At 37.2% G+C, this 13,600-nt stretch carries 16 protein-coding genes; 13 read left to right on the top strand and 3 right to left on the bottom strand.

Going from position 1 to position 13,600, the window contains the following annotated elements:
* Window positions 1–116 precede the first annotated feature (116 nt).
* From T323_RS0120485 to T323_RS0120510, 6 genes are all read left to right on the top strand, one after another.
* Window positions 117–2,504, top strand: coding sequence for a hypothetical protein (locus tag T323_RS0120485; RefSeq protein WP_026674954.1), 2,388 nt, complete (start codon window positions 117–119; stop codon window positions 2,502–2,504).
* The gene (locus T323_RS0120490) at window positions 2,501–2,797 is read left to right on the top strand and encodes an EscU/YscU/HrcU family type III secretion system export apparatus switch protein (protein WP_026674955.1); all 297 of its coding nucleotides are present in this window, start codon (window positions 2,501–2,503) and stop codon (window positions 2,795–2,797) included. Before T323_RS0120485 ends, T323_RS0120490 begins: the two co-directional genes overlap by 4 nt.
* Window positions 2,798–2,847: 50 nt before the next feature.
* Window positions 2,848–3,279, top strand: coding sequence for a flagellar export chaperone FliS (locus T323_RS0120495; RefSeq protein ID WP_026674956.1), 432 nt, complete (start codon window positions 2,848–2,850; stop codon window positions 3,277–3,279).
* Between the two features lie 20 nt (window positions 3,280–3,299).
* Window positions 3,300–4,670, top strand: coding sequence for a flagellin N-terminal helical domain-containing protein (locus T323_RS0120500; RefSeq protein WP_026674957.1), 1,371 nt, complete (start codon window positions 3,300–3,302; stop codon window positions 4,668–4,670).
* Window positions 4,671–4,732: 62 nt separating this feature from the next.
* Window positions 4,733–4,960, top strand: coding sequence for a hypothetical protein (locus tag T323_RS0120505; protein ID WP_026674958.1), 228 nt, complete (start codon window positions 4,733–4,735; stop codon window positions 4,958–4,960).
* 44 nt (window positions 4,961–5,004) lie between these two features.
* Window positions 5,005–5,442: a YaaR family protein gene (locus T323_RS0120510; RefSeq protein ID WP_026674959.1), complete on the top strand. Its 438-nt coding sequence runs from the start codon at window positions 5,005–5,007 to the stop codon at window positions 5,440–5,442.
* Between the two features lie 99 nt (window positions 5,443–5,541).
* Here the strand turns inward: T323_RS0120510 and T323_RS0120515 are convergent, their stop codons facing one another.
* A complete protein-coding gene (locus T323_RS0120515; RefSeq protein WP_026674960.1) occupies window positions 5,542–6,138 on the bottom strand; it encodes a CPBP family intramembrane glutamic endopeptidase in 597 nt (198 codons plus the stop codon).
* A gap of 75 nt (window positions 6,139–6,213) precedes the next feature.
* On the opposite strand from T323_RS0120515, the gene T323_RS0120520 reads away from it, so the two are divergent.
* Window positions 6,214–6,654, top strand: coding sequence for an SRPBCC family protein (locus T323_RS0120520; protein WP_051556640.1), 441 nt, complete (start codon window positions 6,214–6,216; stop codon window positions 6,652–6,654).
* A gap of 145 nt (window positions 6,655–6,799) precedes the next feature.
* Here T323_RS0120520 and namA read toward each other — a convergent pair whose 3' ends face one another.
* Complete coding sequence (namA, locus tag T323_RS0120525) at window positions 6,800–7,810, bottom strand: NADPH dehydrogenase NamA (RefSeq protein WP_026674962.1); 1,011 nt, start codon at window positions 7,808–7,810, stop codon at window positions 6,800–6,802.
* A gap of 97 nt (window positions 7,811–7,907) precedes the next feature.
* Complete coding sequence (gene cbpB, locus T323_RS0120530) at window positions 7,908–8,351, bottom strand: cyclic-di-AMP-binding protein CbpB (RefSeq protein WP_026674963.1); 444 nt, start codon at window positions 8,349–8,351, stop codon at window positions 7,908–7,910.
* Window positions 8,352–8,531: 180 nt separating this feature from the next.
* On the opposite strand from cbpB, the gene T323_RS0120535 reads away from it, so the two are divergent.
* The 6 genes from T323_RS0120535 (at window position 8,532) to cysC (ending at window position 13,600) form a co-directional block, all read left to right on the top strand.
* Complete coding sequence (locus T323_RS0120535) at window positions 8,532–8,774, top strand: hypothetical protein (protein WP_026674964.1); 243 nt, start codon at window positions 8,532–8,534, stop codon at window positions 8,772–8,774.
* A 75-nt stretch (window positions 8,775–8,849) separates the two neighbouring features.
* A complete protein-coding gene (locus tag T323_RS0120540; protein WP_026674965.1) occupies window positions 8,850–9,611 on the top strand; it encodes a DUF4097 family beta strand repeat-containing protein in 762 nt (253 codons plus the stop codon).
* Window positions 9,612–9,898: 287 nt separating this feature from the next.
* On the top strand, window positions 9,899–10,612 hold the full coding sequence (locus T323_RS0120545; protein ID WP_026674966.1) for a phosphoadenylyl-sulfate reductase: 714 nt from the start codon (window positions 9,899–9,901) through the stop codon (window positions 10,610–10,612).
* A 36-nt stretch (window positions 10,613–10,648) separates the two neighbouring features.
* Entirely contained in the window at window positions 10,649–11,794 is a 1,146-nt protein-coding gene (gene sat, locus T323_RS0120550) for a sulfate adenylyltransferase (RefSeq protein WP_026674967.1), read from the top strand.
* A 31-nt stretch (window positions 11,795–11,825) separates the two neighbouring features.
* A complete protein-coding gene (gene cysP / locus T323_RS0120555; protein ID WP_026674968.1) occupies window positions 11,826–12,905 on the top strand; it encodes a sulfate permease in 1,080 nt (359 codons plus the stop codon).
* 68 nt (window positions 12,906–12,973) lie between these two features.
* On the top strand, window positions 12,974–13,600 hold the full coding sequence (gene cysC / locus T323_RS0120560) for an adenylyl-sulfate kinase (RefSeq protein WP_051556641.1): 627 nt from the start codon (window positions 12,974–12,976) through the stop codon (window positions 13,598–13,600).

Here is a 13,600-nt window from a genome sequence, read left to right on the forward strand (position 1 = left end):
AAAGACCAACAGCAATGTTGGTTTTTTTTGTGGATCCAATCAACATATCCCAATTAAGTTTCAGTTTGGTGTGACCGATATATATAAAAGATGAATAAAGTTCGGGAGTGATGAGAATGGAAATTCGCAATCAGTGGGCTACTTCCCAGCAAAATGGACAAGCTTGGAAGCCGCGTGAAGGTGATATTGTAAAAGCAACAATTAAAGAAAAAACTTCAGCTAATGAAGCGACGGTTTCCATTCGTGGCCGAGAATTTCAAGCTGTTTTTTCAGATAAAGTACCAGCAAATGGAGAACGTGTTCAATTACAAATAGGTGCCATTCAAAATGACAACCAAATTCGAGTCACTCAAGTACAAGAGGGTGACGCAAAACCAGAAGCGACGAAAGAAGAAAAAACAAATGGAAGAGGGAATCACCCGTCAGTTCAACCGGTTTCTTCTGAAGTGAAACAAGCTGTTCAAATTTTACAAGATAAAGGAAATCCTTTAACAAAAGAAGGGGTAAAAGCGTTATCGGAGTTTTTCCAACACGCAAGTGGAACAAAAGCAGAGAAGCTAGATACAGTTACCGCTATTGCATCTAAACATCTTGATGTGACAAGTGATCATCTTCGTTCAGTTCATGAAACTCTTCACGGTAGGCATGTTCATGAAGTTATGAAAGATTTAGTCAAATCGATTGACCCAGCAGCCGTTCAAAGAGAGGCTGGAACAAGAGTAGCACAGACAGATCGTATGATTCAAGAATTTAGCCAAGGTTTAAAAAATGGAGCATTTACTGAGCAAAATCGTGAAAGTGTCGAGAAAGCATTGCAAGAAGCTCGTGCACAACAAGATGCAAGTAGGGCTCATATTCAACAAGCAATGAAACAAGTCATGCAATCAGCTAATCGAACGATAAGCGACATCATTCAAGGGAATAGTCATAACTTGATGACTGAAGAAGACATGGAATCACTTATTCAGCAATTGAAGCAGGCAGGGGCCAATGCATCTCAATTAGCATTGCTTGAATCGGCTAAACAGCAGCTAGGTCAAGTCGCCCAATCGACTTCAAATATACTGCTAGAATCGATTATGACAGTAAAAGAAGAACAACAAAGTTCTTCGTCGATGCAACAATTGCGCCAAATGGTTTTACAAGAGCCTAATTTAGAGACGGCAATCCAGCAATTACAAAAGCAATTGGACGGGAAAGGTCAAGCAGAAATCGATAAAGCGCAACAGCTCTTATCTGCCGGAAGAGAGTTGTCGGCACGGCAAGTGTTAGTTGACTTCGTAAATCAATTTGAAAAAGAATCGGTGCAAGGACAAGTTTATGCTAGTCAAGAAATGTTCCAAACGAGTGCACAGCCAGTATCAAAAGCAATTGCAGTTACAACGATAACCGAAAAAGTGGCAATTGCAACAGATCAGTTTAAGCAAGTACAACGTGAATTGACACGAAATTTAGATGCCATGGTTCGATTGGTGGATCAATTTAAACACCAAGCACACCATCAAGTAAAACCGATGTTAGAATCGACGATCCATAAATTAGATCAAGCGATTTTAAAAAGTGAAATGATGATGTTAACGGACATGAAAACAGAGAAGCAATTGTTGCAAGCAAGCGGTCAGTTAGCGGAAGCGAAAAAATTACTACAAAAAAGACAATTCCAAGAAGCTAGACAAATTGTAAATGATGTAAAACAAGTCGTTGAGCGGATCGAATTTAAGCCTTCAGATACAAAAGTGATGCATATGTTAACAGCAGAGCGGAATTGGCAAACTGGCCGGACACCACAGCAACAGCTTGCTCAACAGTTTGTTGATACGATTCGACCACCTCAAGAGCCATCTGCGCGGCAAATGTTTGAGATGGTAAGAGGAATGGGACTTAATCGTGAAAGTGAAATTGGACAAATGTTATCTTCTTCAAACTCGAATCGGGATTTTTCGCAAGATAGTGGGAATCAACGAAATGTAAAAGCGATGCTTTTACAGCTTATGCAATCGGAACAAGAAGGAAGTCGGATTGCCCAACAAGCGAATCAAGCATTATCGAATATTACCGGCCAACAATTATTAAGTAAACCAGACCCTAATTCAACACAACAAACGATGCTCATGCAGTTGCCGTTTTTACTCCAAGAAAACGTCGAGAACTTGCAAGTGTTTGTAAACTCCCGCAATAACGGTGACCAAGTTGATTGGGAAAATTGCAATTTGTACTTTTTACTTGAAACGAGGAAATTAGGCGAAATCGGAATTCTAGTTACAGTCCAAGACCGAAACTTAACGATTACGTTAAAAAACGATAAAGAAGAGTTTAAAAATAAGATGGAGCCTTTAGTTGAACAACGGGTAGAAAATATTTCTGATATTGGTTTCACGTTAAATGGAATAAAGTTTACGAAACTAGCAGCACAACTAGAGCAATCGGCTGGAGCTCAATCGAAAAACGTAGAAGCGAATCAAAGACCTACATTTACAGAGAAAGGGTTTGACTTTAAAATATGATGATTTCGAAGCATTTTAATCATAAACAGAGAAAAATAGTCAATGGACCAACAGCGGCTGTTCTTCGTTATGAAAATGAAGGGGAAGCACCGAAAGTGATTGCGAGTGGAAAAGGTCATGTTGCCAATCAAATTATTGAAGTCGCCAAGAAAAATAATATTCATATGCAAGAGGATCCCTTGCTAATAGAGAACCTTTTAGATATGGATTTAGGTGAAAATATACCGCCACAATTGTTTTCGGTTATGGCAGAAATATTGCTTCTTATCGAGGATATGGAAAAAAACTATTAAACAATTAAACGCATTGTCCGATACAATCAATAGAGATAATAATAGGAGGGATGAAGGTGTTTCAAGTCATTACAAAAGAAGCACTTCATAAGAAATCACCAGAAGAAATTACGGCACTACTTTATGAAGCCCTTTGTGTAAATTTAGAACAGGCAATGAATGCAATAGAACAAAAGGAATTTATGGAAGCGAATCATAAATTACAAAAAGCAAATGACATAGTGTGTCGATTAGGTGCAGGCATTAACTATGAAGCTGGGATTATTGCTGACCAATTAGATAATTTGTACAATTATATTTCTGATAAAATTATCGAAGCCAATTATACAAAAGAAGTACGGTGTGTGGAAGAAGCTTTAAAAATTGTGACAGAATTAATGTCCTCTTGGAATAAAGCAATGAAAAATAAAGATGATGCACAAACAAAAGCAAATAAACGAACAGCGAATGCATATGAACGAAATGTTCTAGTAGACCAATAAAACAGTTAGAGGTGTAGTCAATGAAAATTAATAATAATATTCAAGCATTAAATGCATACCGTAACTTAAATCAAAACCAAGTTCAAACATCAAAAAACTTAGAAAAGTTATCTTCAGGCCTTCGAATTAACCGGGCGGCTGATGATGCGGCTGGATTGGCGATTTCCGAAAAAATGCGCTCGCAAATTCGTGGTTTGAAAATGGCTGAGCGTAATGCGATGGATGGGATTTCGCTTTTACAAACAGCAGAAGGTGCTTTAACAGAAGTTCATGCGATGTTACAACGTATGCGAGAATTAGCTGTTCAAGGAGCAAATGATTCAAATACAGATTATGACCGTGAACAAATCCAAAAAGAAATCGACCAGTTAAAAAAGGAAATCGATAGCATCTCGCAAAAAACAGAATTTAACACGCGTAAATTACTAGATGGGACAAGTGCAGTTATTAGTCATTTGCAAGTGAATGAGGCTAATGTAGCAACTGGTTTTCCTAATGTGCAAAATGCAGAATTTCCATCAGGGGACTATCTGTTAAATGTAACACAAGCACAATTAAATTCTACTTTAAACCAGCCAGGAGCAGGATTTACTGCTGACGCTGTTTCTTTTACTGACGGTACTCAATCAAAGTTAGGTCAATACACGTTTGTCGTTAGTAATGTAACGACGGTTGATGATGTAAGAAGTGCTAAAATAGAAGTGTTTGACCCAGATGGATTTTCGCTAGGAACAAAAACAACAGACCTAGCAGAAAATACAGAGGTTGTTATTGGCGGAGTGAGAATTGATACAGAAAACTTAACAGAAGGAACAGCTAAAATTTCATTAGAAGCCAATGTCCAAGTGCAACTTTCGCGAGTTGCCGAAGGTAGTCCTGATCCGATTTCAACAACGTCTAACATAACAACAACAAAAGGACGGATTGTACATGAGGGGATCGAATATCAATTTGGAAGTAATGTTAGTACAGGTAATGTAGAATTTAGTATTACGAATAATTCTTTATCCTTCCAAATTGGGGCAAACACAAACCAAAATGTCATGATCGACATTCCGGCAATGGACTCGCAAAAATTAGGAGTAGATAAAGTAAGAGTGACAACATTATCATCAGCAAATGATGCAATTTATCAACTAGACCAAGCGATTAATGCGGTATCAGATGCGCGTGCAAAGCTTGGAGCCATCCAAAATCGAATGGAACATACAATTAATAATTTGCAAGTCACACATGAAAACTTAACGGCAGCTGAATCTCGAATTCGTGACGCAGATATGGCTCTAGAAATGACAATCTTCACTCGAAATAATATTTTAAATCAATCTGCAACAGCAATGTTAGCGCAAGCGAATCAATTACCGCAAGGTGTATTACAGCTTCTTCAATAATACGAAAAAAGGGTCTAGCCGCAAGGTTCGGCCTCTTTTTTTACATTAAGGTGGCGAGAATTGTGACAAAAATAAATAATGAGAACATGCAAACATCGAAATGGTTAGCCATCCAAATTGAATTATTAGTGATGATTGAGGAAAAGTTAAAGGAAATGAAGTTATTAGCTGAACGAGCTGTAAAAGAACAAGAAAATCGAGAAGAAATTGCAAAAATACAAGCGAAAATGATGACTCTTACTGAAGAAATTGCTCTTTTGGAGCGGGAACAACAATTTGTTCTGCACTAAACAGCTGACATGGTATAATAGATGGCGTAAAAGGTGGGATTAACATGGATGTACAACGAATAAATAAAGCGAATATGACTCGTGTTGAACAGAAAAAACAAGCACCAACAGGCAGCGTATCTTTTGCAGAAGTCATGAGTAAGCAACGTGATGAAAAAGCGTATGAACGCTTGCACGGTATGATGCAAAAAATTGATGACCAAGGAAAAGTATTAGCTGAATCTCGTACGGTTGAGGAATTACGGAAATATAAACAGTTAGTTAAAGAATTTATGGAAGATGCTGTTGCTTTTGGTCTTCAGCTTGAAGAGCGAAGAGGCTTTAATCGTAGAGGTCGAACGAAAGTGTATAAAATTGTTCAAGAAGTCGACCGTAAATTACTTGATTTAACAGATGCCGTGCTTCAAAAGGAGAAGAAGGGTTTAGAAATTCTTGATATGGTTGGAGAAATAAAAGGGTTGCTCGTTAATATTTATGCATAAGAAGAAAAGGGCGGTTATGAGAGAATACTCATAACCGCTTGTTTTCAAAAGACCTAGCAGTGAAGTTTTGAAAGAAAAGACGCTCCGCTTTTTTCTTAATTAAAGGATTGGAAAAATAACTAATAGAAACAAATCAAAAATAAGGTGGGACCCAATCGCGAGCAAAAGGTTTTTTGTTCTCATGTAAATATACCCCCAAACGAGTCCACCGACAATCGCAGCTGCGATTAATAAAACACTGCCAGCATAAAGATGGGCGGATGCATACAATATCGTTGCGCCAATAACAGCAACAAAAGGAGAACACCATTGTTGAAGTCGTTTTTGAACGAACCCGCGCCAAAAAAACTCTTCACCAGGGATAATGAAAAGAAATAATACAATATAATGCCACCATTCTCTTGGTTTAATAATGGTCGCTAGCTGTTCAAGTGCGGTTAAAAACGGAAGAGATAAAAATAGAACGAGATATTTCCCGAAAACGATAAGTACATAAAGAGCCAAACCAGAAAACACACTAAAAAGGACGGATTTCATTGTCGGTCTGGACCAGTTCATCGTTTCAAACGATATAGAATAAATAACTAACACAAATAACGAAAATGGGAATAACATCCAAAACTCAAACGGTTGCCAATAAAAACTAGCGAAAAGAAGAAGATGAGCAAGAGCTATTCCGAGTACTAAACGAAACATGTAATATCCTCTTTCTTATATAATTTTTTGTTGTACTTTTCACACCTTATCACTAAAATAAATAAAAAAGAGGAAGTGAACAAGATAGGAAAAAGTATATTTACTTACAAAACAATCATTCATGCACAAAAAAGTGAAGTTTGGCACTTTTTTTCAACCGCAGATAACCTAGCAAAAATTACTTCTTTCCCAAAAGTTAGAATTACATCTGACCCTGAAACAAAAAAAGGGAACCGAATTGTAATGGAACTTCAGTTTTTATTTTTTACTTTTCATTGGACTGCTAACATCACAGCAGTAACAGAAGACTATTTTATTGATGAAGCAATAAAAGTCCCTTTTCCCCTCATCGCCTGGAAACATAAGCATTGTTTGCATGAAGAAAATGGAGTAACGGTCATGACAGATACTGTTGAGTATGAATCAAGTATTCCGTCATTTTTACTAAAACCTTTTATATATGGAATGTTTCAAAACCGAAAAAAAGCGATTCAGCATTATTTTAAAAACCAGTAGAATGTGTTTCCTACTGGTTTATATTGAAAGATAAGAAAGCATAAAAATTTTGGTGTAGCAGTGAAGCTTGAAAGCTATTTCAAAAAGAGCGAAGGCTCTGTACTTCACTTGAAACGAAAAGACGCTCCGCGTTTTTCTTATTATATTACCAGCCTCGTTCGTACTGTACGGGGCTTTGAATCGAAGTATGAAGCTCACTTGCAGCCACTCGTGGCCAATATGGATTTCGCAGCAATTCTCTTGCAATAAAAATTAAGTCTGCGCGCTTGTTTTGTAAAATTTCTTCTGCTTGTAATCCAGAAGTAATTAAACCAACAGCCCCTGTTGCGACATTCGCTTGTTCTCGAATCGTTTCTGCATGTTTTACTTGATAACCTGGATAGGGTTGAATAGGAGCGGGGACAACGCCACCAGTACTACAATCAATTAAATCGACTCCTTGTTTTTTCATCCAAGTTGATAACGTTACGAAATCTTCCATTGTATTTCCACCGTCTGCATACTCATCTGCCGATATACGGACCATCAATGGGCCATCCCAAACGGTTTTTACAGAAGTAATAATTTCAGATAAAAAGCGATAGCGATTTTCTAAACTTCCTCCGTATGAGTCAGTTCGCTTGTTTGTATGTGGTGAGAGAAATTCGTTAATTAAATAACCGTGTGCTGCGTGGAGTTCAATGACGTCAAAACCCGCTTTCTTTGCTCGGACAACACCGTCGCGAAACGCCTTAATCGTATTATGGATGTCTTGTTCACTCATCTCAAAAGGGACTTTCATTTCAGCGTTATATGGAATCGGAGAAGGGGCATAGACATCACCATCTGCCATCCCTTTACGACCAGCATGGGCAATTTGAATTGCTGCTTTTGATCCGTATTCATGAACCCCATTCACAATTTTTTGTAAGCCTTCAATTTGTTCGTCTTCCCAAATCCCTAAATCAGCATTTGAAATTCGTCCTTCTTTTGTGACTGCCGTTGCTTCCACCATAATTAATCCAACTTGTCCAACGGCCCGACTAACATAATGGGTAATGTGAAAATCTGTTACTTTTCCATCTCTCTCAGCTGAATACATACACATTGGAGACATGACGATTCGATTTGGCAATGTTACACTTTTGATTGTGTATGGTGAAAATAATGTTGTCATATGTAAACCACCGCTTTCCTTCTTTTTCGTGTTTCAAAATAAATAGTATCATGTTCAAAAACAAAAATAAAACAAGAGAGCCTCGTCAACTCTCTTGTTATTTTTCTTTTTGTAAATACCGATTAATCAAAGCTAGAATCGAACGTCTAGTCAAAATACCAATAAAAGAATTATCCTGATCTACTATGCAAATAAAAGGGTGATTAATTGACATTGCTAACGCTTTTGAGAATTTAGCCTCTTTTGGAATCCAAGGTATTTTCGTATCCATTACATCTTCAACTTTTCTTTCATGCAATCGATCCATTTCAATTCGTTCGAGGCCTAAAATGGAATCTAAGATTAGTGATTTACTAATTTGACCATGGAGTTTGTATTTGGAATCAAGGACTGGAATAGCGGAATAACCAGATTTTATAAGGACAAGCAAAGCGTGGTCAAGAGGATTGCCTAGTTGCACGTGAGCAACTTTATCCACGGAAATCATTAGTTTTTGTATTTCGTTATCCATAATGTTGCTATCTTTGAGTTCTTGCATCATGTTAGCATCACTCTTCTCTCATTTTTTCCTAACCAACTATTATAGTAGGTTGAAAGAGTACTTTTGTCAACAAGAAAGCGTTTACATTAAAAAAGATTAAAGAACTTCATGTCTATATGGCTTAATTTTTTGGGGAAGGTTAACAATAAGAAGTGAATATATGGAAAGTAGGTGACAAAAGTGCATTCAAAGCAAACCGTAAAATATATATGTGAAAAATACCCTTCAGGAAATATATATTATTATAAACAAGAAATTATTACACATCATTGTTGGCAAGATGTTTCTTCCCTTTCTTGGTCTGCTAAACGACCGATTTCCAAACAGACGTATTTAAAGCGAAAAAAAGAAGGATATTACACGGAAGAACTCGACATTCATAAACAACCTGCAGAAGTTATTCCTTTTGTCACAAAAAAGTAATGCATCCGAGTATACCATAAGGTAACGATATGCTATTGTTATTCTTTAGGAAGAGAAAAAAAGGGGAATTTTAAAATGAAACTTAAACTTAGTTTATTTGTTAGTATCCTATTTATATTGTCAGGCTGTAATATCGTTCAAGTCGAAGAAGAAAAACGATTTTCTTTAGCTAGTGATGGGATAGATTCCATACAACTATCACTATCCTATGGTGATGTTCAAGTAATAGGAGAGACAGATCGCACAGAGATAGAAGTTGTTGCTACGTTTTTTGCGTATGGAGAAGAAATGGAAGCAGCAGCAGATTTTCTTGATAAGAATTTACAACTAACTTTGGAAAAAAAGGAAAATCAAGCGGTACTTCAAACGAAAATTGACCGAAGTGAAATGACAACAAATGATGGTCGTTTGCATCTTGTGCTTTATGTTCCGAATTCATTGGCTATCCATCATCGACAGGAATCAGGGATGTTATCTGTGCAACATGTTCGTAACGAAATCGACATTGTTCATGGAGCAGGTAATATAGAAATTGTCGATGTTGAAGGGAATATTAAAATTGTTGATAGTGTTGGTACGATAACGGCTGAAAATGTTATAGGCGATATAGAAATCAATAATAATTCAGGTCAATTAACGATTAATGATCTTGTTGGTAATGCTAAGTTAATTGCAGGTAAGGGAGATTTAGCAGTTAATCATGTTACAGGAAACGTTACCTTACGAAGTGGTTCGGGTTCAGTCGATATGGATGGTGTTAAAGGAAATGTAGACATCCTTGAAAATGCTGGTGGTGAGATCAACATTACAAATGTAGAAGGTACGATAACTGAATAATTAATCCGAAGTACCACACTTGGAATTAAACCTTTCACTATGGTGAAAGGTTTTTTGTTTTATAATGTTTGTAATCCTTATGTTATCTAGGTATACAGCTTGAAAGAATCATTGACTTTTTGGTGAATGATGGATATAATTCTATTAAACTTATAATCCTGATAAAAATACAAGGAATTAAATATTGTGTTGGCCATAATATGAGTGAAGTCCTAAGACTAAAATCTAAGTGGCAATTTTTTGGGATATGTATACAATAACAAAGACTATAGCGGAGGGGGACTACAATGAGCGTTCCAACGTTTACATCGTTAACGGCAGAAGAATATGTTCAATTAAATGATGAGAAGCTAGCTCGAAAAGACGCAATTGATGTCTTGAAATGGGCCTATGAAACGTACGGAGATGACCTTGTGTATGCCTGTAGTTTCGGTGCTGAAGGTATGGTGTTAATTGATTTAATTAGTAAAGTCAAAAAAGACGCATCCATCGTATTTTTAGACACCGATTTTCATTTTAAAGAAACTTACCAATTAATTGATGAAGTTAAAGCAAAATATCCAAGTTTACAAATTCAACTAGTGAAACCTGAATTGACGCCAGAACAACAAGCTCAAGAATATGGTGAAGAGCTTTGGAAAACTAGTCCAGATCAATGTTGTAAAATTCGAAAGCTCGTTCCACTTGAAAAAGAGTTAAGTAAGTATAGTGCTTGGATTTCAGGTTTACGACGTGAACAATCACCAACAAGGAAAAACACACAATATGTCAATAAAGATAACCGGTTCCAATCGGTTAAAATATGTCCGTTGATTCACTGGACATGGGAAGAAGTTTGGATGTATATCCGTTTACACAAGCTTTCTTATAATCAGCTTCATGACCAAAACTACCCTAGTATTGGCTGTGAAAACTGTACATTGCCTGTTTCAGATGGTGGAGATTCACGGGAAGGTCGATGGGCGAATAGCCAAAAGACAGAGTGTGGCTTACACCAATAAATAAATAGTATGACTATATTGAAGGAGTGGAATTTTGTGAGTACGAGCAAACCGCATGGAGGAACATTAATTAACCGAATCGATTTAACTTATGATGTAACAACAATTTCGAAGGAAGTTGAACTAGATGATTTTGCATTATCTGATTTAGAACTGATTGCTAATGGGGCATTTAGTCCTTTAACTGGCTTTTTAAAAGAAGCAGACTATCGTTCTGTTGTTGATTCAATGCGTTTAGCCGATGGAACGGTATGGAGTATTCCAATTACACTACCGGTTACAGAAGAAAAAGCGGCTGAATTGACGATTGGAGATAAAGTGAAATTAGTGAAAGATGGTCAAGTGTATGGTGTGCTTGAACTATCTGAAAAATGGAAACCAGATAAAGAAAAAGAAGCTGAAAATGTGTATCGAACAAAAGATACTGCACATCCAGGCGTAAAGAAATTATTTGAACGTCCAGATGTGTATTTAGCTGGCCAAATCACTCAAGTAAAACGAGTTGAGCGCGATAAGTTTGAAACATACTACTTAGATCCAGTTGAAACAAGAGCAAAATTCGAAGAGTTAGGATGGAAACGTGTCGTAGGGTTCCAAACGAGAAATCCTGTCCATCGTGCTCATGAATATATTCAAAAATCAGCGTTGGAAATTGTTGATGGGCTCTTTTTAAACCCGTTAGTTGGCGAAACGAAATCGGATGATATCCCAGCCGACGTTCGTATGGAGAGTTACGAAGTGTTACTAGATAGCTATTATCCAAGAAATCGTGTGTTTTTAGCTGTATTTCCTGCCGCTATGAGATATGCAGGACCACGTGAAGCAATTTTCCATGCGATGGTTCGAAAAAATTATGGATGTACTCATTTTATTGTTGGTCGAGATCATGCTGGTGTCGGTGATTATTACGGGACATACGATGCACAGTTAATTTTCTCTAACTTTACAGAAGATGAGCTCGGTATTTTACCGTTGTTTTTTGAGCATAGTTTTTACTGCAAGAAGTGTGGGAATATGGCTTCTACTAAAACATGTCCGCATCCAAAGGAAGACCATGTTATTTTATCGGGGACGAAGGTGCGAGAGATGTTAAGTAATGGTCAAACGCCACCACCTGAATTTAGCCGTAAGGAAGTAGTTGACGTGCTAATAAGAGGGATGCGTACCAAAGTAAAATCATAATGAATGGAACAAATAGAGAAAGGTGAGCGTTATGACATTAACAATCGTAGCATTTGCTATCGCCCTATTTTTTGCCATGAACATTGGTGCGAGTGGCACTGCTGCTGCAATGGGACCTGCTTATGGAGCGGGAGCAATCAAAACGAAACGAACAGCAATGATTCTTGTTGCCGTATTTGCCTTATTAGGGGCATTAGCTGGGGGAGAAGTTGTAAAAACAATTGGCAGTGGTATCATTCCAGCTGAAATAGTTGATGTTCCGGTTGTTATTGTTATTCTTGCTGCAGCTTGCCTGTCTTTGTTTATTGCAAATTTATTAGGCATCCCTCTTTCAACGAGTGAAGTCGTAGTAGGCTCTATCGTTGGAGCGGGTATTGCGTATCAAGCTTTATATTTTGATCGACTCATCGTCATTGTTTCATTTTGGGTTATTGTTCCTATCGTTGGTTTTCTTCTTGCTTTTATTGCTGGAAAACTCATCCAAACGGCAGAGAAAAAATGGCCACAAATGAAAGGACGAGGAAAATGGCATAAGTGGCTTATCTTTTTGCTTATTTTAGCGGGATGTCTGGAAGCTTTTGCTGCCGGAATGAACAATGTCGCTAATGCTGTTGGTCCATTAGTTGGTGCTGGGTTGATTGGTGTAAATTCAGCAGTCATTGTTGGAGGTATTTTTGTTGGATTAGGAGCTATTTTTCTTGGAGGAAGAGTGCTTGAAACGAACGGTAAAAAAATAACGAGTTTAAGTTTGTTACAAGGAACAGCTGTTTCTACAACAGGTGGAACACTTGTTATTATCGCTTCTATCTTTGGTTTACCTGTTCCATTAACTCAGGTGACAACATCTGCCATTGTTGGAATTGGAACAGCAGAAAATGGCTTTCGGCTTTGGCAAAAATCGATTATAAAAAAAATCGTAAAAGTATGGGTTGTTTCTCCTGTCTTTTCCCTAGTTTTATCCTATGGACTAATCGTCTTGTTTTTACAATCGGATTATTACACGATTTTTGTCATCTTAAGTGTGTTTATTGCAACAGTAGGTGCAATTAGTTTAGCGCGTGCATCAAAAAAAGAAAATAGTGCCATTCATGATCAAGGTGGCGGGATTTAATGAGAGGGTTTTATTGACAAAGTGGAAAATTCCCTCTATCTTAAAAACAGAGTAAATCAATGTGATTTATGATAAATGGGACGGTGAATAAAGTGTCAACTGAAAATAAAAACATCGTATGGCATGAAACGACAGTATCAAAACTAGAACGACAGGAAAAATATAATCATAAAAGCGCTGTGTTATGGTTTACGGGATTATCAGGAGCAGGGAAATCGACGTTAGCAAATGCTGTTGAGCATAAGTTATTTGAACGAAACGTTCATAGTTATGTCCTTGATGGTGATAATGTCCGTCATGGTTTAAACAAAGGGTTAGGTTTTAGTGATGAAGACCGAAAAGAGAATATTCGCCGTATTGGAGAAGTAGCAAAATTGTTTGTTGATGCGGGTGTAATCACATGTACAGCGTTTATTTCACCGTTTCGAGAAGACCGAGACAATGTGAGAGCAATTTTAGAAGATGGAGAATTTATTGAGGTTTATGTAAAGTGTGCGTTAGAAACGTGTGAACAACGTGACCCGAAAGGACTTTATAAAAAAGCTAGAGCAGGTGAAATTCCTGAATTTACAGGAATTAGTTCTCCTTATGAAGAACCACACAAACCTGAATTAATTGTCGAAACGGATAAGGTATCAATTGAGGAAGCTGCCGAACAAGTGTTATTATATTTAAAGAGCAAAGCAATTATTTAA

This window comes from Alkalihalobacillus bogoriensis ATCC BAA-922 (assembly GCF_000621445.1).
GTDB classification, from domain to species: domain Bacteria; phylum Bacillota; class Bacilli; order Bacillales; family Bacillaceae_F; genus Bacillus_AO; species Bacillus_AO bogoriense.